Origin of the sequence: Terriglobus aquaticus (assembly GCF_025685415.1) — a bacterium.
Lineage (GTDB): Bacteria > Acidobacteriota > Terriglobia > Terriglobales > Acidobacteriaceae > Terriglobus > Terriglobus aquaticus.
The window spans coordinates 2,186,844-2,211,529 of record NZ_JAGSYB010000001.1 but is presented as its reverse complement, the minus strand read 5'-3'; the positions used below and the strand labels follow the sequence as shown (position 1 = coordinate 2,211,529).

Sequence of the window (24,686 nt, the reverse complement as noted above, 5' to 3'; positions counted from 1 at the left end):
AACCCCGCTCGAGAGACCATGCTCCGCTATCTTCCCCTTGTTCTTGCACTGACCGGTATATGCGCAACCGCTCAGCCGGTTGCGAAGAAGACGTCCGCCGTATCAACCGCAGCGCCCGCGTCCGCAGCGGCTTCGAATGTACCCGCGCCCTTCAATAAACAGGGAAGCGCGCTTGCGATCGTGCCGGCAATTCACAACGCCGGCCGCCTGGTCTGTGGCGTGGTCGAAGCCACCGACGACTGGGATGGCCAGGGAGAACACGGCGACCTGTCATCTCTGGGCAAGGGCTTCTGCGAGGCCGTCGCGGTCGCCGTGCTGGGGCCCAAGGCTCCGGTCGAAGTGCGTACCTTTCCCGCCGAGGCGGAAGCGCTGCAGGCGCTGAAAGATTTGCAGGTCCATCTGGTGGTCGGCCTATCCCCGTCGGCCGAGGCGGCCATGCAGTATGGCGTCACCTTCGGTCACCCGGTCTTCTATGACACGCAGCGCTTCATGGTGCCTGCGGCGGCACACTTCAAGACCGTTGAGGACCTGCGCGACAACCTGATCTGTGCAATGAACCTGACCCCGGCCGAGCAGCGGCTGCGTGACTACATGAGCGATCGCAAGATCACCTATGGCCTGCAGGCACACTCCGAGCAAGGCGAGATGGACGCGTCGGTCGCCGTGGCGCACTGCGCTGCGGGTACGGCCATGGAGTCACGCCTGGCCGAATCGCGGGCTGACTTTCCCGCCAGCGCACCAGAATTTGTCTTCCTGCCCGAGCGGTTCGGTCTTGAGCCCGTTGCGCCGGCGTACCACTCCGGCGATCCGCAGTTTGCACTGCTGGTCGACATGACCCTGAGCGCGCTGGTCGAAGCCGAGGCTCTCGGCATTACCCAGGGCAACGTGAACGACGCGACCAGGCGAACCGATCTGGCGGCGCGCCGTCTGTTGGGCTCGGATCGTTCGGTGGGACAGGCACTTGGGCTGTCCAGTGATTGGGCCGTGCCGGTCATCGCGGCGGTCGGCAACTACGGCGAGCTGTACGACCGCACGTTAGGCAAGAGCTATCACCTGGAGCGCGGCCCCAACGCGCTTTGGACTGGGGGCGGGATCATGAGCCCGTCTCCGCTACAGTGACGATCCGATGCCGTCCCGCAAACCCTCGCGGGCGCTGATTTCTTCCCCCACAGAAATGGAGATAGTTATGTTGTTTCGCGCTCTTTTCGTTGCTTCCGTTGCTGCCTTGTCGCTCGGCGCCAGCGCGCACGCTTCCACGTTCGCGTTGGAAAACTTCAGCGGTGCGACCTTGCCGCTAACCATCACCTCGGTTGGTGTGACCGCGAGCTTTACCTCCGCCACCGGTGAATTCCAGGTGCAGGACACGACGGGCCTGCTGCCGTTCAACACCGCGCTGCTGGATAACAATTTCTTCGCGAACGATCCGTTGAACATCGCGTTCTCGGCTCCGGTAAGCGGCACGATTGTGATCCCGTTCGCGATCCTGGATCTGTTCAGCACCACGGATTCGTTCACGCTGACGGCGAACACCGGCCAGACGCTGACGGTGGCGGCCGTGCTGGATAGCCTGAACTTTGCAGAGCCGGGTGGCGTTGCGCAATTTGCTCTCAACGCTCCGATCACGTCCCTGACGCTGAGCGGCAGCAATCCGAACGCCTCGTTCGCCATCGGAGATATCTCGACCCTTCCGGCAGCAGTTACGCCAGAGCCGACTTCGATCGTGTTGCTCGCAACGGGGCTCGTCGGTATGGCGTCTCGCCGCCTCCGCCGTTCGTAGTTCGGCATCGCTCGTAACGATTAGTCGTGAGCGTTAGATACGGCGCACCTTGAGTAGAACTGCGGCGATGTGAGCAGGCCCGTTCCTTGCAGCGGGCCTGCGTCCGTCACACCAAGGAATAAAGTCATCCATCTAGAGGAGAAGAACTCACGACTGCTCGGTCTCCGCCGGAGTCATCGGCAGAACTATAGAAAATGTTGTGCCATGCCAACGGTCACCGACAGAACTCTTGATGGTCAGCTTGCCGTTCAGCTTGGAGACGAGTTCCTGCACTACCCACATCCCCAAACCTGTTCCATAACCTTGCTTCGTCGTGTAGAACGGCTCCCGGATCCGTCTGAGTGTTTCCGGCGTCATACCCGGTCCGTTATCGGAAATTGTGATGCGGATCTCGCCAGGGTTTCCTTCGTTTGCATCGTTCTGCGTTCGGACTCTCACGGTCACGGTTTTCGGCTGGCGACCGGCTTCGGCGGCGTTGTTCAACAGGTTCGTCAGAATCTGCTGCAACTCTCCGGGTGAACACAGAAGTTGAGGTGACGCCTGGAAATCGGTCTTCACTTGAACCGCGCCCATGCTCAGTTTCGGACCAACAAGCCGCAACGTGGATTCAATCACCTCGATCACTCTCACGAATTTCGGCTTTGATGGGCGCGCAAACCTCAGTGTCTGTTGACTGATCTCCGACACTCTCTGCAACTGTTCCATTGTCTGGTCGAGCAGGTCGGCTTGAGAAGCTTGGGACGCCATACCGCGGGCCAGATACAGGAGATTGAAGGCAGCCTCGAGAGGGTTGTTGATCTCGTGCGCGAGAGCCGCACTCATGCGACCTGCGACCGCAAGTTTCTCACTCTGAAGCAAAGCAGCATCGGCGAGCTTGCGCCTGGTGACATCGCCGCAGTGTCCCGTCATGCTCAAGGGGCGGCCCTGAGGGTCACGCATCGTCTGCGCCTGAAGGCGTGTCCATCGGAGATCCCCAGACGGATGGACGATGCGGTAGTCCACGTCGAGTTCTTGGGGCTTTGCCAAACTATCCTGGATCGCGGCCTCCACCCGATCGATGTCGTCTGGATGGACCTGGTCGCGCCAAAGTGTGTAGCTCGCCTCTTGGCTAGGCTCAAGCCCATGCAAAAGATAGAAGCCCGTCGACCATCGCGATTGACCCGTAACGAGATCCCACTCGAACAGGCCGACATGGGCACCGTCCAACTGCAGTCGCAACCGCGCGTCGTTCTCCAGGATCAATTCGGCTGACCGGAGGTCGTGGTTGTGGACGTCACTAGTCATTTCGGAAAACATTCTAGACGCATATGTGTCCGTTGGATCGCCGGCCCAAGCTGACGCCTCCGAACAGCCTCTACGGCGTCGCGCTTTCCCGCGAATTCAACGTAAAAGGCCGGCAGATGGATGAGGTCCACACCAAGCTATAAAGACCTGCGTGGGAAGTGAGCTCTGCTCATTCGTAACAAACTCTTTGAGCGATCTTCTGTACAGCATCGCGCGTGTGATGCAAAGTCAGAGCTTTCCGCTTCTTAAGCTGATCTTCATTCTGGTTCGCCTATACTGCGCTTCGCACGTCGACCCTCGGATCCCAGGCCTTGGTGATCCCGTGCTGAAGAGGTCCGAATCGCATGCGAATCGAATCGCTTCAGCACGGGAGACGTGTCCCATTCCGCGGAGACTGAAGCCTCGGTGACGTGTGGCCTTTAGCAGGATTCAGTGAACGGTTGCTGAACATAGACTCCTCACACGATGGGTTAGCGAAGACGGTCAAGCATGACTTGCCGCGATATCGCAATCAACTCATTTGCGCTGCCTAGGTCGTGCATTATGCATTTCTTCTCCGCAGTAACAGATTATTTCGGTGGCTTCATGCATCCCGGCGTGAATGGCCGTAAGCGGACTCCGCCATCTGCGAAGGCATCTGCACTCAGCAAAGTTCACCAATCCGAAGCGGGACAGCCGTCTGCTGGTATGTGTTCGCTGGTAATTGAGGAGCCCAGAACGGCCATCGAGTCTGACCCCGCACTCTCGATCTTGCTGAAGCTGCGCAGATGGCAGAGACTGCGCCTGGTAGAGAGCCGAATTCACAATGGTGATTGTGCCATCCGCATCATGGTCGAGCCCGCTGGTCGGGTCGCTGTGCTTAGCGGCCCTGACGCGCGCAGCATCTGTGACGCGTTGACCCGCAGCGGTGAGGCGTGGGGACGAGTGCTCGCTGTTGGGAATACGGCAGTGGGCACCTACCGAGTCGATCTGATCCTGTTCTGGCGCAAGAAATAAGTAGCGAGGCAACAGAGTCGAAGGAACCGAAGCCACTCAGCCACAGCTAGCGCACAATCTTCTATACGGAAACAGCCTCGATCTGACTCGATGCGTCCGTTGTGTCTGGTGTGAGCTGTGTTGCAACGGATCGCGCCTCGACGAAGGCCGGGGCCCGTCTTCCCGTAACTCCGATGTCAGCTACCTGCCCTGGCTCGGTTTCGAAACGGGGGTGCTTAGAGATAGCGAATCAAGCGCAAAGTAGTTCGGGCGCACGGTGGAACGCCCGTTGCACACTGTGCGCTTCCAAGTGGAAGCGGTGCTCCTCGGCGGCAGTGACAATGGATTCGAAGAGGATGTCCGAAAGGCTCATCCCACGAAGTTGGGCGTACCGACACAGTTCGGCGTGAAGATCGAGCGGTAAAGACAGAAAGTGGTTAACGTGCTGCATGGGGGCCTCAGGGGAAATACTTGTTAACCCAGGCCTGGGAATAGGTCGGTGCTGCAGCCCAGAGAGTCTAGCGCCCTCTGTAGCAAGTCGAAGATTAGAACGTTTGTCGTCATCTGGCAACATAATTTCGCGCGTGGGGCGGGACTCGAGTTCCACGTGATGAAACAACGTTTCCGACGCACCGTACTTTCCGCAAAGACCTACGCAGCATGAACTCACCCTCGGCGCCGTCGTTACGTGGTCGCTAAAAGTGGGAAACGTCATGCTCTGTATTCTTGCGGCATGGTGGACCGCCCGCACCGACCGGAACCTGTTCGACCCACAACATTCGTGTACGGAGTTGTAGCTTTTGTTCTCCTGGCTGTGTTCGCGATACAGCTGACGCGCGTAGCGCGGTTGTACTCAGCCAATTGGGATGAGGCACACCACCTTTATGACGGTTACAGGATTCTGACCGAGCGCGACTACCGAGCGAACGCCGAAGTTCCACCCTTGGTGAAAGTGTTGGCGGCATTGCCGCTGGTACGGCTCCACCCGGCGATGCCGGCCCCTGAAGGCAACTCGCGCGAACTGAGCGCCTTCCTGGAGGGCCGGACCTTTCTTTTTCAGAACGGCGGCGACCGCCTGCTTATCCCGGCTCGGCTTGTGTGCACCTTGTTCCCGCTCACGCTGGCGTTGCTGGTGTTCTTCACGGGCCGAAGTCTCTTTGGTGCCGGCGCAGGCTTGATGGGGTTGCTGCTTTTCACGTTCGACCCGCTCGTGCTCGCGCATGGCACGTTAATTTCCACCGATGTGCCGTGCGCCTGTCTGATGTTCGCAACAGTCATGGCTGGGCTGGAATGGGCCAGACAGCGTCACGTGGTCTGGCTGTGCCTCACGGCACTGCTTACGGGATTGACGCTGGTGACCAAATTTACCGGTGTTCTCTTGCTGCCCATCCTTCTCGTTCTGGTCGTCGCAGAAGCATGGCGGGAACGTAGCCGGGCGACGCTTTGGCGCGGACTAGGAGGCTGGTGCTTGGTGGCCCTCACCGGATGGGTGACGGTTTGGGCGTTTTACGGCTTCCGGTACGCGCCGGCGGGGGCAGGACTGCCGATCTCACCAACGCTGGCCACGTATGCGGCTTCCATACACGGCAAAGGCACTGCCGGCCTGCTGCTCTTTCTCGCCCGGTTCCGCGTGCTGCCCGAAGCTTTTCTCTGGGGCCTCGCCGACACGAAACACAAGGAGTGGGACTACCTGGCATACATGCTGGGGCATGTTTACCGGCATGGTCGTGCCGGGTATTTTCCGTTAGCGTTTCTGATCAAGTCCACCTTGCCGTTTCTTGCGCTGCTTGCCCTGGCGCCGATCGCGTTCCGCAGCTCCGGACGACGCGAAAAGCAGGCGTTGCTGTTCTTGCTTCTGCCAGTGGTCTTCTATTTCTTAGTCATCACGAGCTCACGCTTCGACATCGGTGCGCGGCACATGATGCCGATCTATCCATTTCTCTATGTGCTTGCCGGCGTTGTGTGCTGGCGCTTGTCCCAGCGCGGGCCGATGTGGATGGGAGTTGCCGCTCTTCTGGCGCTTTGCCAAGTGGGAACCAGCCTGCGTGTAGCACCGGCATACATGGCCTATGGAAACGAGGCGATGGGTGGCCCTTTAGCGGTACGGCGGTACCTAAGCGATTCCAACGTGGATTGGGGCCAGCAGTTGAAGACAGTGCGGGCGTACCTGGATGACAACCATGTGCAGGATTGCTGGTTCGCCTACTTTGCCGACGGCGCAGTGCAGCCACAGGACTACGGAATACAGTGCAAGCGACTACCTACTCGCAGCGGATTGTGGTGGTTTCAACTACCAATGGATGTTCCCCCTACCATCCGAGGGACGGTTCTGATCAGCGAGAGCGTTCTGGAAGGCGTAGAGTCCGGGGATGGAGACGCACTCAACCCATTTGAGGCGTTTCGCACTCTCAAACCCAAGACCATCTTGCAAGACGGAGTGTATGTCTACGAGGGGGAGTTCCCGGTACCCCTGGCGTCGGCTTGGGTGTCCATCCGGCGATCTTCAGAACTCAGCAAGGCGGGACTGCCCAATGAGGCGCTCGCCGTGATGCAAACGGCTGAGCAAACAGCGCCGGGTGTCGCCCCAGTGGAGCTGGCTCTGGGGTGGGCTCTGTTGGCGGTGGGACGAAAGTCCGAGGCGGCGGCTCACTTTGTGGCAGCGCAACACCTGTTGCAAGAGCAAAGACCCGATCTGCAGGGCGCGGAGCTGGGCCCGTCCATTGAGAACGGGATGCGAGCAGCGGCGGCAAATGGGCCAGGCCGATAGTCTTTCCTTCCCCGGCCATACCGTAAGTCGGTCTATCGAAGCGGGAACAGCCGAGAAGGCGATCTATCGATACAGCGTCGCTTTACTCGCTCAAGAATGCTGCAATCTGCCGATTCAGGAAGAGCTTGTCCGCTGGACTGGCACCTGCGCCCGCGGGATGGCCCCAGAGTGATGGGATTGGTAGCAGTTTGCCGTGCGGCAGGAACGCTGCTTCGTACGTTGCATCTTCCAGTGGAAAGTACAAGTCGGTTGCTGATGGCATATAGAGGAACGGCACCTTGACGGAGCGTAGAGCTTTCTCTACATCTCCTTGGAAGGCCGCAGGACGACCGTCAACAAGCAAGGTCTTGCCTACGTCATTCGACTCCCAGGTACGGGCCTGCAGGATGTAGTCGTTCGCGTCTGCGTTGAAGCGTTTACGAAAGCTGAACATGTACTGCTCAAAGGTGGTTCCCGGAGGCGATGCGGTCCGCCACAGTTCTTTGCGCCACCACTCCTGCGAGTAGAGCCAGCCGGCCCACACCATGCCAAACGCCTCTAACCCTTTGGCCGGTTCTGTCTTGTAGTTGCCGTTCATGAAGGCGGGGTCGGCGGTAAGCGCAGCAATTTGGCCTTCCAGTCGCACGATGCCATGGCCATAGGTTTTGGCTGTTCCGCTGGTGGCGACGGCTCGATCCATGAATGTGGGATAGCTGACCGCCCACTGAAATGCCTGCTGCGCGCCCATCGAAAAGCCGATGACCGCCCGCAGATGCTGGATGTGCAACTCCTCAGTCAGCATCTGGTGTACCGCCTCAACGTTGTCGCGGATGGTCATGACTGGGAAGCGCGGACCATCAAACGGCGGAGGCGTATTCGACGGAGACGAGCTCCGGCCATTGCCGAACAGCTCCGTGGTGATGAGGAAAAGTTTCGAGGGGTCGAGCGCACCCTCGGGAAACGCAGCAGACTTCACCAGGAAGCCATACCCATTCATGTTCGCCATGTAGTGCGATGGCAGAAGTACGGCATTGGAGCGATCTGCATTCAGCGTGCCCGTCGTGCCGTACACCAACCGGGCCTCGGGCAACACCGCACCTGACTCCGTACGGAAGTTCCGCAGAACATACTCATGCCGCACCGGAGCAGGCGGCCCTGCCGGGTCCGCAGCCATGGCAAGGGAAGGCGAGCAAAGACCAACAACACTCAGCAGCAAGCCAACAAGTCGACGCATGGAGTGAGGATAGCCTCCTCGACAAGCATGCAAGTGGAAATACAGCGGTTCGACATCTTCTTGCGAGAAGGCCGACCTCTGAAGAGTTACCGAACCTTCGACTCTGCCTCGCGATCTTCGGATTCGCTTATCTGAGTCGTCCAGGCACTGCGGTGTAGATTCGCGAATGTTTGGACTTTTCCGGAACGAACTGAAGCACCGCTACTGCTGGACGAAAGTTGGCGATCTTATCTGAGGCCGAGCTTCGTCTCGCGCCTGAGTTCTGTGTACAAGTAGAGGCGCAGCGTAGCGGCCCGGCTTACAACCGAAACGGCCGTACCCGAAGCTGGCTCGCTTCCCGGCGTTCCCGTCGGCACAGCCGGTCTAGCTTGCCGGGTCGTACATGAACTCGCGGAGCTCCTGCGAGCAGCGGCAACTCACCGCAAGTTTTCTGGCCCATTCGATGGCGTCCGCTCGCGTCGGTAGCTCCAACACTGTGAATCCGCCTCGCAGATCGCTGCCGGGATAGATGTCGCTTGATACCGAACCATCCGCGGAGACCAGTACCGGATCGACTTGCTCCTCGATACCACCGCCGAACACATAGACTCCCGCAGCTTTGGCTTCCTCAATAACTGCGTGAGCTTCCGCGGAAACCACTTCGAGTTCTTCGTCCGTAAGGACCATGGCTTCACTGGGGAATGAGATCAGGTATTTCGACATGAATGGATGGTGCATCACGACTCTGACGTCGAGCAACGCCAGAGTTTCTGAAGTAAGTAACTAGACGCGCCATTCTCGTCACTGAGGTTCTGGACACTTTCGATAGCCTGCTTAGGTTCGGCATCTGTCCTTCGCCTGTGGTGGCTGTAAACTCTCGCCATGCCGTCGGGGTACTCAGGAACGCCGTTGGCCAAGAAGCTCGGAGTGGTGGACGGCCAAAAGACATGGCGAGTTGGCATGCCGGACAGCGTGTCTGCGGACATCGCGTCAAGCGGCTCCCGTCCGGCCTTGTTCAGCCATCCGGTCCCGGACCTGCAGATGGTGCATATTTTTGTCACGCTGAGATGCGAGCTGGCAAGCAGGTTGGCTGAAGCAAGACAGTTTCTTGCGCCGAACGGGATGATCTGGGTCTCGTGGCCAAAGAAGTCATCCGGAAAGACAACGGACATCTCCGATGAGACGGTGCGGGCAGAAGCGTTTCCGCTCGGGCTAGTTGATGTAAAGGTGTGCGCAGTCGATGAGATCTGGTCAGGATTGAAGCTCGTCATCCGAAAGATGAACCGTCTCTGACAGCGTTGACAGCCCAGACCGCTCCTGTCTATGCAAACCTCTTCCGTTCGATGGATCCGAACTTACTGGCGTCCGCTGCGTCGCGTCCGCTTCGCAGCTTATGAGTGGGCGAACGGGATCGATGCTCTCTGCGAGCAGAGCACGCGCTTCATCTAAGGGCGATTGTGGTGGCGGTGAGTGCTAACGAATAGAAGCGGAAAATCCTTGTAGTCACAGGCGTTCTGATTATCGACGTTGGCAGCATGCCCCCAAACCTGCCCCTTCATCAGATCGGATAGGCGTCATCGCGGCGCCTCAACCTTAACCGCCCCGTCCGAGTGTGCGACCACTCGAAGGGGCTAACCACAGAAGTCGATAGGAGACTCCCATGGCTACCCTTCAAGTTATCAGTACGACCAAACCCACTCAGACGACGTCCCAAGATGAAACGAGCGACTTCGTGCTTGCAAGACCTTTCGGCTTCATCGAAGGTCGCCGGCTTGGCCGGCATGACTTCGGTGCTGCCGCTCCCTCGAATGATGCGATGGGGACAGCTCACCCCAAAGACCGCTACATCATCTTCGACGAAAAGCGTGAACCCGAACCTGGCGATGTTGTTTGCGCTTACGTGTCGCTCCGCAAGCGCGGTAAGCCCGAAGAAGAGGCCATTGCGGAGCAGGGTGGCTGCTGGCCAGACGAATTGCACGTTTGCGATTGCCAGGTGATTCGCCGTTTCACCAAGACCGCAGAGGGTCGGATTTGCCTCACACCAGACGTCGACGCTTTCCAGTCTTGGACAGAGGGCCCGGTCGGCGAAGATCTCGTACTCGAGATCACCGTGGTCGGCTGCGCGACTCCGTACACAGCGTTGCTACAGGGAGAAGATGGGATTGTCTACTTCACGCAGGGCGGCTCAGGTACCCGTGGCGCGAGCTTGAAGTCCGCAACGAAGAACGCCAAACGATTCGAGACTTCTTGGTGGGACGGCCTCTTCGTCTATTCCGGCAAATCGCCGGATTCGACGCCGAGTCCGACACCTGAGACGCACTTTGGTCTCAAAATCCTTGACAAAGCCATGTGGGGTCGCGCAACCGAAGATGTCGCTGAACGCACTGTGGGCATTCATGTCCAAAGGCAAATCCAGAGCGGCGACGTGATCCTAGCGATGGACGCTGATGCAGTGCTGCATCTGTTGCGTGTCACCAATGACGGCTACACCACAATGAAGCATGGCTCTTTCACGAGTTCCGCCATCCCGATCGGTGTCGTGTGGTGCAATGCGGATACACACGGTGCGGCAAAGCGCTCCGCACGGAAGGCCGCATGAAGCCGCTCACCCTTCGCGACGTATGGAGCAGCACGCGCAAAGCGGAGCGCGATCTGCCTCTGGAACTACTCGTAGGCAGCAAGAGTGTTCCGATGCTGGCGGTTGTCCGGCGAAGCGCACAGCCGCGTGCAGAGAACGCGAGCGCCCTGATCTTCGCTGGCGCGTCTGCTGAAGCGGAAGCGTGAGCGTTCGCCATGCCTTCAGCAGAACTTCAGCGGATCTTTGACGATCGCGCATCCGCGATCTACTTCTTCATGGGGAAGCGGGTAGCAGGGAGGCGAGCCGACTCCGCAAAGCTCGCTTTTGCCGGCGCCTGCCTGCCCTTCACGCAACAGCAGTTCTCGACGTGGTTGCTTTCTCGTTTAGGCAGTCTGGAGCGTGTCGTCCAGTGCGCGTATTGCAATTGCTTCCTGAACGTCTCAACCTTCGTGGTCGATCATCGAATCCCGTTCGGATGGCCCTGGTTCGGTCCACTCGGCCTGCACAACTTAGCTCTGAGCTGCGCTTCCTGCAATCAGCGTAAGGGCTGCATGAGCGATGCTGGCTTTCTCCGTCTCGTGCATTGGGCTTCGCGGTCGCTCGATTCGCGGGACTTAGGGGACATGCTGAAGCGTCTGGGAAGCGGTGGTATGGCGTCCCGCCTTCTTGCCGAAAGCCGTGTGCAGACAGTTGTTAGTAAGCCGAACGCTCGACCACCTGGGAACCAGAAGCACTTCGACGAGTTCCTAGCCGCCTAACTGATCTAGGGGCTGCTTAGAACGGGCTCCCGCTGCTCACCATTGGGCTGCGTAGCCCACCACGCTCAGAACACGACAAAGCAGAAAGGTTCGCGGGTACACATGGCCGACTACAACGGCAGAACTGCGCCTCAGAAGATCTTTCTCGCGGCTTATCCCAACGCAGAAGCGGAGAAGGTCGCCACCAACCTGAAACGCGTGCACAGCTGCTCCGATGGCCGCCACCCGCTAATAGATACGCCGGAAGCGGCCGATCTGATCCTCATAGGCGGCATCGGCAACGAGATGGGCCAGGAGGAGTACGTCGCGCAGACAATCCACCAGCCCCTCATCGATCGCTTTCCGGAGAAGTGCTTTACCGTCTCATATCGCGACACTCCCGTGCTCTTCAATCGCGGGATCTACGAGTCGGCGCAAGCGTGTTGGTGGAATAAAGGCCGGTGCGTCACGGGTTCATACGAGCTCTCGGGCCACCACATCGCCGCGGTCCAGTGCCAGGCTGCGACCTCGAAGGATCTGCTCTTCAGCTTCACGGGGCGCATGTCTCATCCGGTACGGCGGCACTTGCTTGCAACAAGATTTCAGAGGGCGGATGTTCTTCTCGAAGACACGTCAGGCTTCAACTATTGGAGCTGCGCGCCAGGGGACCGCGAAGAGCGGGAACGACGCTTTGCACAGATCTTGGCTCGATCAAAGTTCTGCCTATGCCCACGCGGTGCGAGAGCAGGCAGCATCCGCCTGTTCGAGCTTGTTGGTGCCATCATAGACCTGCGCGCCATGTTCGCCGTCGCAGAGGAGGCAATACAGCAGGACGCAGGCCACCATCGTCGTCTTCGCGTTCTTACGCGGGACGGAGATGTAGACCTTCTGAAAACGCCGGAGGCCGTCTTCCTTGCCGAGCCAGCCAAAGACGTTGGCCAGATGAACTTCTGCCAGAGCTCGAGAACGATCGTCGGCGAGCCCCAGTTGCCGTCCACGTGCGGCATGAGCTCCAGCCACTCGCAGATGTCGCCGGCCGCTTCGTAATCGAAGCGGTAGGGGTAAGCCGGATCCTTGCTCTCTTCGGGTCCTTGAGGAAGCGCTCATACGCGAGGCGCACCCACATGCAGGCAGGGATGTCGCCGCGATGGATCCGTTCGGCGTAATCGATCGCGTCGAGCGCGTGCTGGACGCGCGGATCGATCTGGACCACGGTTGCGGTCAGGCTTACGTCAGTTGACGGCCGTATCTTTTCGTCGAGCGAGGAAGCGCTCGGCGGCGTCTGCTTCTTTCTTCGAGGCATCGGAACCAGTCACCCGGCCACGATCGGCGGGAGCGAGGCCCATGCTGCCCAGGCATGCGCGGAGGTGACCCAGTTCGACCGGCTTCAGACCGCCCGTCTGGGGATTCTTGTCGCGGAATTTGCGGAGGAGCCTGGCCGTGACTTCGACCAGGATGCGATCGGCTTTGGTAAGGACACCAGGCGCCGTCGTCCCGGCGACCTCGTTCCAGAAGTCTCGATCGACGTCGTCGAAGTAGTTCGGCGCGGGGCCCAGCTCCGGATCCGGCTTCGGAGCGTTTTTGCGCCCTTCGTAGCGGCCAGGGTTGTGCTCTTTAGCGCCTGTGGCTTCACCGATGGAGATAGGGGTCTGAGGTCGCGGCATACACTTTCAAGAGCTACTTAGGAGGAGAGGCAATGCCGCTTTCGGAATTAGACATCAAGGCCATGGAACAAAGACTCGAAGACGTCGAGCGCGAGGAATTTGCTGGCGAAAATCTCAAGGAAGCTCTGACACTTCTTCGTGAGGATGTGCTCAAGATCGCCAAGGCGCTTCAGGAAAAAGATTTCCGGCAGACGGTGCAAGGAGTCGAGCTCTGATCGAAGCGGCACCTGTGGCTGTGGTGCATCTCCCCGGGATCTACGCCGAAGCGGGTCCAGCGGCATGAGGAGCTGCGACCACAGCCACGGTCTTTTGTCTTACCGCGCGACTAAAGGCGCGCGGCTTTGAATGGAAGACTTGACCACCACTACAATCATTTACTACATTGTAGTAAGCGAGGTGGGTGCCGATGTCAGAAAAGGATTGGTTAGGTGAATTTGAACAGATCGTCCTCTTGGCGGTCCTTCGATTGGGTGCGAACGCTTATGGATTCGCGATACAGCAAGAGATCCAAGCGAGGATCGGTCGCTCGTGTTCGATAGGGGCCATATCAACCACATTGGACCGCATGGAGCAGAAGGGTTTCGTTTCATCTCGCTATGGTGAATCCACTCCAGAGCGGGGAGGTCGAGCCAAGAAGTTCTTCAAAGTCGAGGCGGCTGGCCAAGCTGGACTGCGCAATTCTTATGCAGCCAGAGCCGCGATGGCCCATGGGCTCGAACCTCTCTTTGGAGGTGCGTAATGGGGCGAGCGAAAAAGGAATCGAACAATGCAGAATTTGTCCACGGATCCTATGTGTTCCTCGACGAGGCGGTAAGGAAGCAACACGGGAATCTGTACGTGTATGAACAAGGGCATTCGCGGATCAGCGCCGACCTGCATGTGATCGATGCAGAACACTTCCATACCATTGCTGGACAGCAAATCACAAGCAGCGAGTCACTCAAGGTCAGACTTGCGCTTCAGTTCTTCAAGTTCGCTGTAACGCTCTCGAAGCACGCCAGCATGTCCCTCCAAGCCATAACTCTGGGTCATCACGCTGGGTTGCCTGACGAGCTGAGACAGGCTCAAAAGCCGCCCAAAGCCGCTAAGTATCTGCTGCTTCTCGTGCCTGGCCGGTTTCGCGAAGGTCTGGTCGGCGACTTAGAAGAGGAATTTACAACCATCCTCGTGCCAGAATTTGGACCACGCGCTGCAAAGATCTATTACTGGTGGCATGTCTTGCTGGCCTGTGCTTACGCTGCACGGTCTCTACTCTACGCCGTAACGAAGTGGCTGCTTCGAAGTAGTTAAGTATTGAGTCCACGGCTGCTAGGGTGCGGCAATCACGCCGTCGCGGCGGAGCGCGGCGGTGTGATTCATGAGCAGTTGGCGGCTTGCCGCGCGGATCTGCGCCTCGGTGGCGTGCTGGCCGGCGCGGGTTTGGCTGTAGCGCAGCATGGTGGCGCGCTCGTGCTTGTGACGGAAGGCTCGGCGGATCTTGCCTGCAGCGGTCAAACGGATCTCCTGTGCGCGAAGGTTGAGTCGCGCCGGGCTGTGATGCTGGAGTGGCACTCTTTGCAGAGCGAGACCAGATTGCTCAGGACCAGGCGGAGCCAGGGAGCGACCCGGATCGGAACGATGTGGTGCACATCGGTGGCGCGCTTGAGTCGGCCGGGGCTTTGCACCACTGGCACTCATAGCTGTCCCGTTCAAGCGCCTGGACGCGGACCACCGCCCAGTCGCGGTCGTAGCCGCGTTCCCGGGGAGATCCGCGCCAGTCGTCGTAGGGCCGGGTCGCGCGAAGGGAGTTTGCGTGGGAGCTGCAAAAGAGTCCGATCGCTGCGGTACCACGGCAGCCGGGATGCGCGCACGGACGTGCGGCACGCATCGGCATCTAGAAGGGGTGGTACACGGCTTCGGCGGTGTAGAAGTTGTAACGCTTCTCAGCTTCCGCAAGTCGCGCCTCGGCTGCGTTCCGTGCGCTCAGGTGCACCTGCTGGACATCGTTGGCTTCGATGAACTCCTTGCGTAGCCTCTCGATTTCAACGAACTGCTGCTCGACCGCCTCTTTGGCCTTTTCGACTTCTGCCTTGGCGTCGCGGACGGCCGCAGCGGTCCTGCTGATTCGTTTTAGGCGCCCTGACAACTTGGCGTGCGCTGAGCGAATCAGCCTCTCGACTGTCGCGACGGCCGACTCTGGCCGGCCCAGCGGGTCAGCCTTGCCGAGCGCGAGGCCCGCCGGCTCACGATAGCGTGGCCGGCAGCGCAGTCAGTTTGAAGGCTTGTCGTAAGCGTCGGGGGTCAGGTCGAAGCGGACGCAGCGGCGCTCCCTCGGAAGCCGTTGCCGATGCCGCGAAGAGAGGCCGTCGAGGGTTGCGCGGTGCGCTTCTGACGTTCGACCAGGTCGAGACCAAGACGACCCGCAGCTACCTGCACCCTTCGAAGAACCCGCTCGTGCGGACCTGGCACTACGCACGCAATGGAGCTTGGACCAGAGAATAAAGTGCCTTGACGAATTCAGACGGATAATTACGCAAAACCGTTAAAGCTGGTACCCTTCCACCAAACTCATATGGCGCTAAACGTGTTTGAAAAGCTTCTAAAGGCAGTGAGAGATGCCTACGACGCTGACATCCTCCTCTATGTAGGATCGATTGATCGACCGTTCGATGATCACTTCATTGCACGCTGCAAAGCTTACAAGAAGCGCCCGAACGTGCTGCTTGTGTTGACCACCTTGGGTGGCGATCCGAACGCAGCATATCGAATCGCGCGTTGCTTGCAAGAAGAGTACGGAATCAACCGTGGCAATGGAGATCAGCCAGACGTCGAGCCGAAGGACGCCGGTAAGTTCTACCTGTTCGTCGATTCGCGCTGTAAATCAGCCGGAACGATTCTCGCAACTGGCGCTACCCACTTGATCATGTCCGACTTTGCCGAACTTGGGCCTATTGACGTGCAGCTGCGAAAAGGCGATGAGGTCGGAGAGCGAAGCTCTAGTCTCACGCCCATGCATGCGATCGAATCGATCAGAGATCTTTCGATCAAGTATTTCGAGGACTGCTTCAAAGAACTGCGCTTCAATCAAGATTTGCTCTTCGGAACGAAGGGCGCGTCCGAGATCGCGACGCGGATGGCAACGAGTCTGTTCGGTGAGATCTTCAGTCAAATAGATCCCATGCGCGTTGCAGAATTTGATCGCGCGATGCGCATCGCAAGCGAGTACGGCTCTCGACTTGGAGCGAACCATTTGAAGCCCGGTGGGCTTGCCAGGCTCGTCGCTGCCTACCCGACTCATGGCTTCGTTATCGATCGCAAAGAAGCGACAGAAATCTTCAAATCTGTCGAGAAACCGTCTAAAGATTTGGTGACCTTGGGCGAATTCGTTCGTGAGCACTGGGAACCAAAGCATCTGACGACTCCTGAGCCACTTCTTTTGGCGTTGACAATTCCGAAGCTCGACCATGAGGATGACGAAGAAGCGCCGGTTGTTGACGGCGCACAACCTGCAGCAGGTGCGGTTGAATCGTAATTGCTGAATCGCGACGCAGATCTGGCAATCTGACTACCAGGAGCAATCAAAAATGAGCAGCACGGTCCTTTACCGAGAAGCACTGCGGACCCCGCGAATCGGGCAGACATATCGAGAGTTGAGCAACAAGACTGGAAGTTCCAAGAAAGAAGGCGCCGAACCTCGTCCTCTCGGCAGCCGTGATTTCGCAGTGCTGCGCAAAGCAGCGGAATCGTTGAAGAAGTAGCAAGATCACGCAATCTATGGAGGGCTCCAGCGCAGCTGGGGCCCTTCTGTATTTGGAGCCGCAAAAACGAATTGTGGATGCGAAAAATTGCCAGGGGCCCGGTCTCGGCGGGCGCCTGCGCTGACGGATTTCGACCCCCTACCCCACGTGCGAGGACGCCCGCCGGACTCGGCACAGGGGGGACGCGTTTCTGGCCTGCCCGTTCCGTCCCGTTCGTTCTGTGCGTCGTAATGGACCGGACCAAGGCAGAACTGTTTGGTCCTTCACGTGTACCGCGCGCTGAAAACATCCTCGCTGACAGCGAAAAGGTTGGTGGAATTTCGGCTGTGCGTTGATATAAAGCTCACACATTCAGCTAGGAGCATTCGACGTGACCCCGGATCCTCAATCGCAGATCGTCGCGCCCGCGGAAAGTAGGGCACAGTGCCTGGCGACTATGCTTACGGGCAGGATCGAATCGTTCCAAGCTCGACGCCGACAGAACAAGCAGAAGGCCTTTTGGCTCCACATCGCCGGCACAACTCTTAGCGCCCTGACGACCATTTTTTTGGGAATTCAAGCACCAGATTCGAAGAACGCGATGCTTTACCTGAAGAACACCGCGCTCTGCTTCAGTGCGCTTGTCACTGTGTTTGGCGCATGGGAAGCGTTCTTCGACCATAGAGGATTATGGGTCAAGTACACCAGGACACACGCGCAGTTACTTTCCATCAAGGCCAGCTTGGACTATTTGATGTTAGGTGGCACAGACATTAAGCAAGAAGAAGTAGATGCCCTCTTCAGAAAGTTTGAAGATGTCATCGCTGAATCGAATGATTCGTGGCTGCAGCTCCGATCAGAAAGCAAAGCCAAATGATCGCTGCGTGGTGACCAAAATGCGACTATATTGACCCGGGCCTGCAGTGTGGTTTCAGCCATAGAACCAGCCTACCTGCCGTTTCCACAGCCCTCCACAGCGGTTTCGCCTATCCTTCGCCTCATGGCAAGCATAGGTTTCGCGACGGCATCGCCCAACCTCGGTATCGACCTGGAGCAGCACCTAGCCATGTGCCGCGGCGAAACCTGCGCGGCCTGCCTAGGCTACCTACCGGCGCGCGACGCATCGATCCGCGGGCTCCGTCTCTGCGCCCACTGCTGGCCCGTCTCTGGGGTTCCATGGACTGCGCTGCATGCCGCTCTGACGTGGGCACCGGACGAAGGCTGGAGTATGTGCTTCTGCCATCCCAGCCCGAACACAAAGGGCCTCCCGTCAGCCACTGGCTCCTGCTGCACGACAGGGCGGAATGCATCGCAATCCTCAAGTCGTACCCATGCCGCAATAGTTGAGATACTTGTGCGCAGCGTCTCACGAATCGAAAATTTCATGAGAATGAATCGCACCAACGCTCCGTTGCCGGTTTATTAAGGGCTTGATGAGACCCAGCAGGGACGCTATCAGTGCGACGTTCGCAGGCCGTCTCTCGGGACGGCACCCCGCTCTCCTTGATAGAGGTTCTGAAAGAGCTTGCGAGTGATTGAGTAACACTCACAGGCAGCATTCTCAAGGGCGGGCCGATCCACGATCTTGACATGCCCTCGGTGATATTCAATCAGGCCGTCGCGCTGCAGCGTTCCGGCGACTAATGTTACGGTTGATCGCTGAGCCCCGAGCATCTGCCCAAGGAACTCTTGGGTAAGCGGCAGATCCGGCTCTCCAAGACGATCCTCGACCATCAATAGCCATCGGGCTAAACGTTCTTCAATCTCGTGAACCCGGTTGCACGCTGCAAGCTGCCCAAGGTTCAGACCGTCGTACTGAACATGCTGCAGGACCAAACGATGCAGGTCTGGGTTCTCTAGGAAGGCCTTCTGGAACTTTCGAAAGTCCATTCGAAGGCCGCTGCCCCCAATCTGCATGAAGCATCGAGCTGATCCCCGATGTGGTCCAAGCAATTGAAGACTGCCGAGAAGTCCCTCGCGTCCGAGTAGACCAACCTCGACCCCTTCGCCGGCGGCCATCTGAGTGACGAGCGACGCGACGCCAGAAGTTATGAAGTGGACATAACGAGGGGTCTGTTCAGGCTCGAAGAGGACGGTGTTGACGGGAAGGAGAACAGGTTCGAGATCGGCAGACAGTTTAGCCTGCACATCGGCTGGTAGTGATGCGAGAAGAAGGTTCGAATGGGGAAAGGCCACGGGTAAGTTCCTTGGAGGAAATCGCAAGGGAGTGCCGCCATCCATTTAGCGGGAGAAATTGCGAACTACTGAGCGAGAGGGGGGCTGCGTCCTACGGGCTCACTTCAAGCGTACGCCTTGTATCGTGACTGTGCTGATGCCTCCCGAGCTGGTGGGCCGCATGCGGGACCTGAGATGGAGCGCTGATGCGCTGCGGATCCGAGCCGGACATCACGGCGAAGAAGCCAGCCAAGGCCGCGAAGCAGACGTACGCCTTGAAGGTCCACGCGCCGCACGCGGCCGAAGCGCAGACCTTCGCCTTCGCCGGTCTATGGGAAGAATGGCACAACAAAGCGGACGAGACCTGGCTGCAGAGCTTCACGATTCTGACCACGGAGCCGAACGACGTGACCCGCGACGTGCACAACCGCATGCCCGTCATCCTGCACGAAAGCGACTGGGACGAATGGCTCCTGCGCGAGGGCCCGGCGCCCGTCCACCTGCTGAAGCCGTTCCCCGCGGCTGAGATGAGCAAGCGGCCGGTGAGCAAAGACGTCGGGAATGTTCGCAACAATCATCCCGAGTTGCTGAACAGCAAATAGCTCCCTCAGTCAGCTAACTCGGCAAGGCTTCACCTCGCTGCGAAATCTCTGGCGCCGGAGAAGTCCCAAGGCTGCTAGATCCTTCGTGGGAGGCCCTACTGTACCCCTGGCGGTCAAGCCATTTGCGCCCGTACAGGACAAGCGGGCGTTCGTAGTAACGGTACGAAAGCCAGCAGGCAAGGATCGTAAGAGGAAGCGTGATGACTACAGCTTGATGTTCTGTCATCCGAAACAGCCTCCGCGCCGCGTCCAGAAAGAAGAGGTGAAAGAGGTACATGCCATAGCTGATGGTGCCCAGAAAGCCCAGCACGCGCCACCGCAGAACACGCGAGACGAAGGACTCGGGATGCGTGAGCACGTAGGCAATCAGCGCCATTGATCCGAATGCGACGAGAGTAAATCCGATGCTGTCGAACAGGCGCGAATTCATCGCGTGATGGAAAGTACAGGGAAGCGAATGGAAAGACCCAGAGCTATCGCTGCGACGGCGATGCCGTAGTAGCTGGCGAAGCGTTGCACATGCATCTTCGCGGTTTGGTTCTCCAGCAAGAGCGCGAGCAGTGCCCCGGCTGAGAGCCCGTCCAGGCGAAACGGCGTGAAGAAGTAGATGTATGGCGCATTGTGCTCGGAACTGAAGATCGCGCGCAGAATCGGTTCGCAAGCCAGGACAATCACAAACAGCACAGCGCAAGATCTTCTGCTCAGATACCGGATGGCGAACGGCTGAAGTAGGTAGAAGTGCTCTTCCACAGCCAGGGACCACAGCACCAGGATGGAAGGAATCGCGAAGCGAGCGGATGCGCTCGCGTAGTCGCCCAAGGTGAACACGTAAAACGCAAACTTGCTATGGACGGGCCGGTAGAAAACCTCGCATACCAACAAGGCAAGAAGGAGGGGCGGCAAAATTCTCGCAGCCCTTTTCACGTAAAAGCGTTTCCAGAAGTGCGGCTCATGACGCGCGGTACGTAGGCCCGAGGTAATCAGATACCCGGAGAGAACGAAGAAGATGTCGACCCCCGTCCAACCATGCGAAAACAGCCTATGGTGGTGGAAAAACACCATAAGGATCGCAACGCCGCGCAGACCATCGAGCGCGTAGACGTGCGCCTCGCCTTTGCGTATGGGGGTAGGCCCGGTGCTGGTAATTGCGGGTGAACTGGACACCAACCGACGCCCCAAATAAGCTGGATGGCTGCGCTCAAAGCGTTTCAGCCGCTGTCATGGGAAGCCCAGTGCTTCTAGAGTAAGTTACTCTTAAGCTTTCCTTAAGGTTACGCAGTACGTAGGTGTTCCGTGACTTCTCGCCCCAGCTAAGAACCTCAACAGCAGCACCTCCCAGGTGCTGCAATCACTAAATCTTGCTGGGGAGCAAACCCATATTCGAATGCTGGTCAGCGTATTTACCGCCCGCATGATCTGCTGATGCTGGCAGGTGTGGCCGACAAGAGGAAGAACTGCACGGGTGCTTCAACCGCTGTTCTCTCTCTGGTAGGATTCGTTCATGTCGGCGCGACTTCTGGTTGAGCGGCTCCGGGCGTTCTATAAATCGTGGATGTCCCGTCGCCCATGCCCTCTGTGCGGACAAGCCAGCGCCAGCAACCCCAACAAGTGCTCCGAGTGTCTTTACAATGCCGTCATGGATCGAGCAGCGCCCTGAAGCGCAGCAATCCCGCCGCGCTCGCTGCGCCTTTAAGCCCCAGGATGTACGCGCGATCAGGAGTCTCTGTCTCCTGTCGAGCATGCTCAAGGCTACCTAATCAATCCCACCACTTTTCGTGAGCACCAACAATTCGAGTGCCTGTACATAGGTGCGCCCGTTCGCTTTCCCATCCTCCATCAGTGCTTCGTACTCTTCCGTCTCGCCCACAAGATGCCACGCAAGCACTTCCAGGCGCTTCACATAATCCGTGAACTCTTCAGGCGTCCGGTCTATGGACATGCTCGCAAGAATAGCAGCGCGCACTAAGAGGCTCTCTCCGTGTCAGTCGGACTGGAAACCGCGCCAACGATCCGCAGTTTGTTCATCCATCGGGACGCTCTCACACGTCACCTCACAGCACCACGTCTTCAGGAGCGGGAATGCTACCTCATGACGTTGGAAACAGCAGGACATAGCAAGAGGTACATCGCCGAGCGTGCCTCGTCGATCTTGGTTGTTGAGGAAGCTGTTCGACCTGGGCTGGAAGGCCGCATTGGGAAGCGGGAGATAGCCTCTGCGCTCACTCAGCGAAGATCGGGTGCGGGAGCCGGCGCCCGGAAAGAGTTTTCCGCGGCCGCTCGAAGCTGGTTCCGGTTCTTGGGCCTATACACGGAGGGGAGGTCGGGCGAGCGCCCCTCCGCTGCGTTGCTGTCCGCCTTTGAAGCCGCTCTACTCTCCGAAGGAAGGTACTCACCCGTTACCGTACGGAGCAGCCTGCCTCCAATTGCTGCGTTCCTGGACTGGTCGGATCGACAAGGAAACTGCTTGGACGAGATCACCCCGAACCATGTGCAGGACTTTTTAGCTGCGCAGACCTTGGCGGGATGGAGCCGCCGCACGGTGGCCAATGCCGGTCGATCCCTTCGCATGTTCTTCTGCTTTGCCGAACGACGGGGTTGGTCCAAGACCGGCCTGAGCCGGACCATACAGACCGGGCCGGTGCTTCGACGAGGCACAAGCCCAAGCGGGCCACCATGGAAAGAGGTTCGTCGGATGCTCAAGGCGCTCGACCCTTCTGTGCCCTCGGAGTGCCGCGCAAGGGCCATCCTCTTCCTTGCTTCGATCTACGGGCTCAGGCGGTGTGAGCTTGCGAGGTTGAAACTGGATGATTTCGACTGGGGGCAAGGAACGTTGACAATCCGACGTGCAAAGCGCGGCCGTGTGCAGACGTTCCCAATTCAGCCCGAAGTTGGCGATGCGATCATCCGCTACCTTCGAGAGGTTCGCCCTCACACGAATCACCGGCACGTGTTTCTCACTCTTCATCGGCCGCATAGACCGGCTGAGAACCTCGGACCGTCCATGCGTAAAGTCATGCGGGCGACGGGCGCGTTTCAGCGCGATTGGGGTCTACACGCACTGAGGCACGCTTGCGCGACTGAACTGCTTCGACGAGGAACGTCTCTGCAAGGCATCGCTTTATTCCTTGGTCATCGTGACTTGAGCAGCGTGAGTATCTATGCCCGCTCGGACGAACGGGCGCTGCGGCGAGTCGCCGATTTCGACCTCTCGGGGCTTGTTTGAAGCTTGCAGTCGCTGTCGACCAGTACCTTGCCTATCGGCGAGCAGTCGGCTCGACCGCCATAAGCAGCGCGGCAACCCTCAAGGCTTTCTGCCGCTGTTGCGGCGATATCGCTCTCGCGGACGTCACACAGGACTTGGTTGTGACCCACGTGAGCAGGCCCGGGCGAGCGGCATCAACCAGGGCGAGCGTGTTCAGTGGGATAAAGTGCTTCTTTGCTCACCAGCAAGCACTTGGACGCACTCAAGATCTTTGCCTGGCGCCCCTTCCGAGGAATCGAGAGCAGAGGCCGCCCCGCATTTACACCAAGGATGAGATACGCGCGCTGCTGGAGGGCGCCGTCGTTTGTCAATCGACCAGTTTCAGTTGTGACGCAGAGACACTTCGCATCGCTTTGCTACTGCTCTACGCCACAGGTGCGACCGCAACTGAGGTATTGCGCTTACGAGTCTCTGATCTGGATCTTCAACGCCGGATCATCGGCTTGGGCTCTAGCGCCACGAAGCGCTGGATCCCAGTGGCGGTCCCGCTGGCAAAGCTCCTGAGAAGGGTGATTGGCGGAAAGCGAGCTGATGACGTTCTCCTGTGCAATCGACATGGCTCGCCATTGTCTCGCGCCTATCTGGGGGCGCGCTTCCAGCGCCTCACCCAACAGGTGAAAACTGGGAACGACATCGGAGGGAAACCGCCAAGGCTTCAGGATTTCCGTTATACCTTTGCAGTTCACAGGATCGAGAGCTGGATTCAGCAAGGGGCAGACCTCAATGTGCTGCTCCCGGCACTCTCAACCTATATGGGCTATGCGGATCTTCGTAAAGCAGAGGAGTTCCTGGCGCTCACACCAGAACGCTTCCGGGAAGACCTGGAAAAGCTCAGTCCCGCAAAGCATCGTCGAACTTGGAACGACGATCCGCGGCTGCTGGCTTTTCTCACACGCCTCTGACCACCGTCGGGAGCTATCCTGCTGCAATGACGGGGCACTACGAGGGGAAGGTCGTCGCAACCTGGCTGAGCGATGGCCGCAACATGCAGATTGAGGAGCCATTCGCCTACATTGACATCGCGGAACTGCGCTGGGACGTTCCTGCCGAAGCCCGGGTCGATGGCGCTTCGATCCCGCGCTTTCTTTGGACTCTTCTTGGCGGACCCTTCGAAGGAAAGTACCGCGACGCATCTGTCGTTCACGACTGGTACTGCGATGTCCGGACGAGACCCTGGCGTGCTGTTCATCGCATGTTCTTCGAGGCCATGCTCACATCAGGCGTCGGCACATCGCAAGCGAAGATGATGTACGCAGGCGTGATGCTGGGCGGCCCAAAGTGGAGCGAGAACGCTGTCAGCAACGCTATCCTCTCGCAATCCCGCGCTCTGATTGCGACCAGGCGAGAGTCGGTACAAGGCAAGTCGCAAGGGGAACACGCCGGGGCGGTCTTTCAGATTGCAGCATCCATCGACCACACCGGTCTCGCTGACACGCAGCGGGACCCTCTGATTGCGTTCGCTGACGACCTAGCGATTCGTCCGGCTCGACTGGCGAAGCTGCTCCAAACAAGACGAGGTTCCAAACAGCCGCAGAAACTTGCCGTGCGATATCGCCCGTCTCAAGCCAAGGCTGAGCGGGTTGTCCAATCCGCGACTGACCTTGATCTTGACGGCATCGACGCCATGATTGAACGCGAAACCAAGGGCTTGAAGCTGATGGCCGCAACGCAATAAAGGTCTAGGAGGTTCTGTCTCTCCGCCGGTAGGAACGACACGTGTGGCGAGTCATTCGGCACAGTACGATCAGCCCCGTCGATCGCATGAGGCTCAGAAATACCTCAAGTTGATTGCTAGTAGTGCTCTCTACAGAGAGCAAGCCGCCAAGGCATGGCGTGCGAAGTCTAGCGAAAGTTCGACTTCCTTGAGCGAGTTTTGCAGCTTCTCCTTCGAAACGATGCTCGTAGTTGCTGAGAGGCAACGTCGCAACGTATCCGCTGTTCTTTCGAGATTGCACAT

General features: G+C 58.6%; 29 protein-coding genes. 17 read left to right on the top strand and 12 right to left on the bottom strand.

The genetic code is table 11. From position 1 onward, the window contains the following. Positions 1 to 18: 18 nt before the first annotated feature. Both OHL12_RS09320 and OHL12_RS09315 read left to right on the top strand, forming a co-directional pair. Positions 19 to 1,119, top strand: a complete 1,101-nt coding sequence (locus tag OHL12_RS09320) for a type 2 periplasmic-binding domain-containing protein (RefSeq protein ID WP_263413549.1) — start codon at positions 19 to 21, stop codon at positions 1,117 to 1,119. Between the two features lie 67 nt (positions 1,120 to 1,186). Further along, positions 1,187 to 1,777 (top strand): PEP-CTERM sorting domain-containing protein, encoded by a 591-nt coding sequence (locus tag OHL12_RS09315; protein ID WP_263413548.1) that lies wholly within the window; start codon positions 1,187 to 1,189, stop codon positions 1,775 to 1,777. A gap of 147 nt (positions 1,778 to 1,924) precedes the next feature. Here OHL12_RS09315 and OHL12_RS09310 read toward each other — a convergent pair whose 3' ends face one another. Then, positions 1,925 to 3,061, bottom strand: coding sequence for a sensor histidine kinase (locus OHL12_RS09310; protein ID WP_263413547.1), 1,137 nt, complete (start codon positions 3,059 to 3,061; stop codon positions 1,925 to 1,927). Between the two features lie 543 nt (positions 3,062 to 3,604). Here OHL12_RS09310 and OHL12_RS09305 point away from each other — a divergent pair. Both OHL12_RS09305 and OHL12_RS09300 read left to right on the top strand, forming a co-directional pair. Then, positions 3,605 to 4,057, top strand: a complete 453-nt coding sequence (locus OHL12_RS09305; protein WP_263413546.1) for a hypothetical protein — start codon at positions 3,605 to 3,607, stop codon at positions 4,055 to 4,057. Positions 4,058 to 4,724: 667 nt separating this feature from the next. Then, entirely contained in the window at positions 4,725 to 6,803 is a 2,079-nt protein-coding gene (locus OHL12_RS09300; protein WP_263413545.1) for a glycosyltransferase family 39 protein, read from the top strand. Between the two features lie 82 nt (positions 6,804 to 6,885). Here OHL12_RS09300 and OHL12_RS09295 read toward each other — a convergent pair whose 3' ends face one another. Together OHL12_RS09295 and OHL12_RS09290 are read right to left on the bottom strand one after the other, a co-directional pair. Next, entirely contained in the window at positions 6,886 to 8,016 is a 1,131-nt protein-coding gene (locus OHL12_RS09295) for an alpha/beta fold hydrolase (protein WP_263413544.1), read from the bottom strand. Positions 8,017 to 8,379: 363 nt separating this feature from the next. Beyond that, positions 8,380 to 8,718 (bottom strand): YciI family protein, encoded by a 339-nt coding sequence (locus OHL12_RS09290; RefSeq protein WP_263413543.1) that lies wholly within the window; start codon positions 8,716 to 8,718, stop codon positions 8,380 to 8,382. A gap of 186 nt (positions 8,719 to 8,904) precedes the next feature. On the opposite strand from OHL12_RS09290, the gene OHL12_RS09285 reads away from it, so the two are divergent. The 4 genes from OHL12_RS09285 to OHL12_RS09270 all read left to right on the top strand — a co-directional run bounded on the left by OHL12_RS09285 (position 8,905) and on the right by OHL12_RS09270 (position 11,331). Beyond that, positions 8,905 to 9,288 carry a DUF3052 domain-containing protein gene (locus tag OHL12_RS09285; protein ID WP_263413542.1) on the top strand — a complete coding sequence of 128 codons (384 nt, stop codon included), beginning with the start codon at positions 8,905 to 8,907 and terminating at the stop codon, positions 9,286 to 9,288. A gap of 367 nt (positions 9,289 to 9,655) precedes the next feature. Beyond that, a complete protein-coding gene (locus tag OHL12_RS09280) occupies positions 9,656 to 10,594 on the top strand; it encodes a hypothetical protein (protein ID WP_263413541.1) in 939 nt (312 codons plus the stop codon). After that, positions 10,591 to 10,779 (top strand): hypothetical protein, encoded by a 189-nt coding sequence (locus OHL12_RS09275; RefSeq protein WP_263413540.1) that lies wholly within the window; start codon positions 10,591 to 10,593, stop codon positions 10,777 to 10,779. The genes OHL12_RS09280 and OHL12_RS09275 overlap by 4 nt, the downstream gene beginning before the upstream one ends. A 9-nt stretch (positions 10,780 to 10,788) precedes the next feature. Further along, positions 10,789 to 11,331, top strand: coding sequence for an HNH endonuclease signature motif containing protein (locus OHL12_RS09270; protein ID WP_263413539.1), 543 nt, complete (start codon positions 10,789 to 10,791; stop codon positions 11,329 to 11,331). Positions 11,332 to 12,033: 702 nt separating this feature from the next. Here the strand turns inward: OHL12_RS09270 and OHL12_RS17425 are convergent. Continuing rightward, complete coding sequence (locus tag OHL12_RS17425; protein WP_399261276.1) at positions 12,034 to 12,417, bottom strand: terminase large subunit domain-containing protein; 384 nt, start codon at positions 12,415 to 12,417, stop codon at positions 12,034 to 12,036. Positions 12,418 to 12,542: 125 nt separating this feature from the next. Beyond that, positions 12,543 to 12,974, bottom strand: coding sequence for a hypothetical protein (locus tag OHL12_RS09260; RefSeq protein ID WP_263413537.1), 432 nt, complete (start codon positions 12,972 to 12,974; stop codon positions 12,543 to 12,545). A 32-nt stretch (positions 12,975 to 13,006) separates the two neighbouring features. Between OHL12_RS09260 and OHL12_RS09255 the strand changes: the two genes are divergently transcribed. The 3 genes from OHL12_RS09255 to OHL12_RS09245 all read left to right on the top strand — a co-directional run bounded on the left by OHL12_RS09255 (position 13,007) and on the right by OHL12_RS09245 (position 14,264). Further along, on the top strand, positions 13,007 to 13,189 hold the full coding sequence (locus OHL12_RS09255; protein ID WP_263413536.1) for a hypothetical protein: 183 nt from the start codon (positions 13,007 to 13,009) through the stop codon (positions 13,187 to 13,189). A gap of 191 nt (positions 13,190 to 13,380) precedes the next feature. Further along, positions 13,381 to 13,713: a PadR family transcriptional regulator gene (locus OHL12_RS09250; protein ID WP_263413535.1), complete on the top strand. Its 333-nt coding sequence runs from the start codon at positions 13,381 to 13,383 to the stop codon at positions 13,711 to 13,713. Beyond that, positions 13,713 to 14,264 carry a hypothetical protein gene (locus OHL12_RS09245; RefSeq protein WP_263413534.1) on the top strand — a complete coding sequence of 184 codons (552 nt, stop codon included), beginning with the start codon at positions 13,713 to 13,715 and terminating at the stop codon, positions 14,262 to 14,264. Before OHL12_RS09250 ends, OHL12_RS09245 begins: the two co-directional genes overlap by 1 nt. Positions 14,265 to 14,282: 18 nt before the next feature. On the opposite strand, the gene OHL12_RS09240 is transcribed toward OHL12_RS09245, so the two are convergent. The 3 genes from OHL12_RS09240 to OHL12_RS09235 form a co-directional block, all read right to left on the bottom strand. Next, positions 14,283 to 14,468 (bottom strand): hypothetical protein, encoded by a 186-nt coding sequence (locus tag OHL12_RS09240; protein ID WP_263413533.1) that lies wholly within the window; start codon positions 14,466 to 14,468, stop codon positions 14,283 to 14,285. Next, positions 14,465 to 14,638 (bottom strand): HNH endonuclease, encoded by a 174-nt coding sequence (locus tag OHL12_RS17420; protein WP_399262197.1) that lies wholly within the window; start codon positions 14,636 to 14,638, stop codon positions 14,465 to 14,467. Before OHL12_RS17420 ends, OHL12_RS09240 begins: the two co-directional genes overlap by 4 nt. A gap of 209 nt (positions 14,639 to 14,847) precedes the next feature. Beyond that, on the bottom strand, positions 14,848 to 15,099 hold the full coding sequence (locus OHL12_RS09235; RefSeq protein WP_263413532.1) for a hypothetical protein: 252 nt from the start codon (positions 15,097 to 15,099) through the stop codon (positions 14,848 to 14,850). 438 nt (positions 15,100 to 15,537) lie between these two features. Between OHL12_RS09235 and OHL12_RS09230 the strand changes: the two genes are divergently transcribed. Continuing rightward, positions 15,538 to 16,485 (top strand): P-loop NTPase family protein, encoded by a 948-nt coding sequence (locus tag OHL12_RS09230; RefSeq protein WP_263413531.1) that lies wholly within the window; start codon positions 15,538 to 15,540, stop codon positions 16,483 to 16,485. Between the two features lie 596 nt (positions 16,486 to 17,081). Next, entirely contained in the window at positions 17,082 to 17,567 is a 486-nt protein-coding gene (locus tag OHL12_RS09225; protein ID WP_263413530.1) for a DUF4231 domain-containing protein, read from the top strand. A 578-nt stretch (positions 17,568 to 18,145) separates the two neighbouring features. On the opposite strand, the gene OHL12_RS09220 is transcribed toward OHL12_RS09225, so the two are convergent. Further along, positions 18,146 to 18,886, bottom strand: a complete 741-nt coding sequence (locus OHL12_RS09220) for a Crp/Fnr family transcriptional regulator (protein WP_263413529.1) — start codon at positions 18,884 to 18,886, stop codon at positions 18,146 to 18,148. Positions 18,887 to 19,071: 185 nt separating this feature from the next. Between OHL12_RS09220 and OHL12_RS09215 the strand changes: the two genes are divergently transcribed. Beyond that, positions 19,072 to 19,467 carry an SOS response-associated peptidase gene (locus OHL12_RS09215; RefSeq protein ID WP_263413528.1) on the top strand — a complete coding sequence of 132 codons (396 nt, stop codon included), beginning with the start codon at positions 19,072 to 19,074 and terminating at the stop codon, positions 19,465 to 19,467. A 13-nt stretch (positions 19,468 to 19,480) separates the two neighbouring features. Here the strand turns inward: OHL12_RS09215 and OHL12_RS09210 are convergent, their stop codons facing one another. The 3 genes from OHL12_RS09210 to OHL12_RS09200 form a co-directional block, all read right to left on the bottom strand. Next, positions 19,481 to 19,897 carry an acyltransferase family protein gene (locus OHL12_RS09210; protein WP_263413527.1) on the bottom strand — a complete coding sequence of 139 codons (417 nt, stop codon included), beginning with the start codon at positions 19,895 to 19,897 and terminating at the stop codon, positions 19,481 to 19,483. Beyond that, positions 19,894 to 20,631 (bottom strand): acyltransferase family protein, encoded by a 738-nt coding sequence (locus OHL12_RS09205; protein ID WP_263413526.1) that lies wholly within the window; start codon positions 20,629 to 20,631, stop codon positions 19,894 to 19,896. Before OHL12_RS09205 ends, OHL12_RS09210 begins: the two co-directional genes overlap by 4 nt. A gap of 589 nt (positions 20,632 to 21,220) precedes the next feature. Then, positions 21,221 to 21,430, bottom strand: coding sequence for a hypothetical protein (locus OHL12_RS09200; RefSeq protein WP_263413525.1), 210 nt, complete (start codon positions 21,428 to 21,430; stop codon positions 21,221 to 21,223). A 126-nt stretch (positions 21,431 to 21,556) separates the two neighbouring features. Here OHL12_RS09200 and OHL12_RS09195 point away from each other — a divergent pair, with 126 nt between their 5' ends. The 3 genes from OHL12_RS09195 (at position 21,557) to OHL12_RS09185 (ending at position 24,404) form a co-directional block, all read left to right on the top strand. Continuing rightward, the gene (locus tag OHL12_RS09195) at positions 21,557 to 22,690 is read left to right on the top strand and encodes a site-specific integrase (RefSeq protein WP_263413524.1); all 1,134 of its coding nucleotides are present in this window, start codon (positions 21,557 to 21,559) and stop codon (positions 22,688 to 22,690) included. A 140-nt stretch (positions 22,691 to 22,830) separates the two neighbouring features. After that, entirely contained in the window at positions 22,831 to 23,631 is an 801-nt protein-coding gene (locus OHL12_RS09190; RefSeq protein WP_317889836.1) for a tyrosine-type recombinase/integrase, read from the top strand. Between the two features lie 26 nt (positions 23,632 to 23,657). Then, positions 23,658 to 24,404, top strand: coding sequence for a DUF1353 domain-containing protein (locus OHL12_RS09185; protein WP_263413523.1), 747 nt, complete (start codon positions 23,658 to 23,660; stop codon positions 24,402 to 24,404). Positions 24,405 to 24,686 lie beyond the last annotated feature (282 nt).

What these genes read in the sequence shown, in the direction of transcription:
- OHL12_RS09310 (WP_263413547.1), bottom strand. Translation starts at nt 3,061, where the DNA reads ATGACTAGTGACGTCCACAACCACGACCTCCGGTCAGCCGAATTGATC.
- OHL12_RS09290 (WP_263413543.1), bottom strand. Translation starts at nt 8,718, where the DNA reads ATGTCGAAATACCTGATCTCATTCCCCAGTGAAGCCATGGTCCTTACG.
- OHL12_RS09270 (WP_263413539.1), top strand. Translation starts at nt 10,789, where the DNA reads ATGCCTTCAGCAGAACTTCAGCGGATCTTTGACGATCGCGCATCCGCG.
- OHL12_RS09185 (WP_263413523.1), top strand. Translation starts at nt 23,658, where the DNA reads ATGACGGGGCACTACGAGGGGAAGGTCGTCGCAACCTGGCTGAGCGAT.
- OHL12_RS09255 (WP_263413536.1), top strand. Translation starts at nt 13,007, where the DNA reads ATGCCGCTTTCGGAATTAGACATCAAGGCCATGGAACAAAGACTCGAA.
- OHL12_RS17425 (WP_399261276.1), bottom strand. Translation starts at nt 12,417, where the DNA reads ATGAGCGCTTCCTCAAGGACCCGAAGAGAGCAAGGATCCGGCTTACCC.
- OHL12_RS09215 (WP_263413528.1), top strand. Translation starts at nt 19,072, where the DNA reads ATGCGCTGCGGATCCGAGCCGGACATCACGGCGAAGAAGCCAGCCAAG.
- OHL12_RS09320 (WP_263413549.1), top strand. Translation starts at nt 19, where the DNA reads ATGCTCCGCTATCTTCCCCTTGTTCTTGCACTGACCGGTATATGCGCA.
- OHL12_RS09245 (WP_263413534.1), top strand. Translation starts at nt 13,713, where the DNA reads ATGGGGCGAGCGAAAAAGGAATCGAACAATGCAGAATTTGTCCACGGA.
- OHL12_RS09275 (WP_263413540.1), top strand. Translation starts at nt 10,591, where the DNA reads ATGAAGCCGCTCACCCTTCGCGACGTATGGAGCAGCACGCGCAAAGCG.
- OHL12_RS09315 (WP_263413548.1), top strand. Translation starts at nt 1,187, where the DNA reads ATGTTGTTTCGCGCTCTTTTCGTTGCTTCCGTTGCTGCCTTGTCGCTC.
- OHL12_RS09210 (WP_263413527.1), bottom strand. Translation starts at nt 19,897, where the DNA reads ATGAATTCGCGCCTGTTCGACAGCATCGGATTTACTCTCGTCGCATTC.
- OHL12_RS09295 (WP_263413544.1), bottom strand. Translation starts at nt 8,016, where the DNA reads ATGCGTCGACTTGTTGGCTTGCTGCTGAGTGTTGTTGGTCTTTGCTCG.
- OHL12_RS09260 (WP_263413537.1), bottom strand. Translation starts at nt 12,974, where the DNA reads ATGCCGCGACCTCAGACCCCTATCTCCATCGGTGAAGCCACAGGCGCT.
- OHL12_RS09305 (WP_263413546.1), top strand. Translation starts at nt 3,605, where the DNA reads ATGCATTTCTTCTCCGCAGTAACAGATTATTTCGGTGGCTTCATGCAT.
- OHL12_RS09280 (WP_263413541.1), top strand. Translation starts at nt 9,656, where the DNA reads ATGGCTACCCTTCAAGTTATCAGTACGACCAAACCCACTCAGACGACG.
- OHL12_RS09250 (WP_263413535.1), top strand. Translation starts at nt 13,381, where the DNA reads ATGTCAGAAAAGGATTGGTTAGGTGAATTTGAACAGATCGTCCTCTTG.
- OHL12_RS09195 (WP_263413524.1), top strand. Translation starts at nt 21,557, where the DNA reads ATGACGTTGGAAACAGCAGGACATAGCAAGAGGTACATCGCCGAGCGT.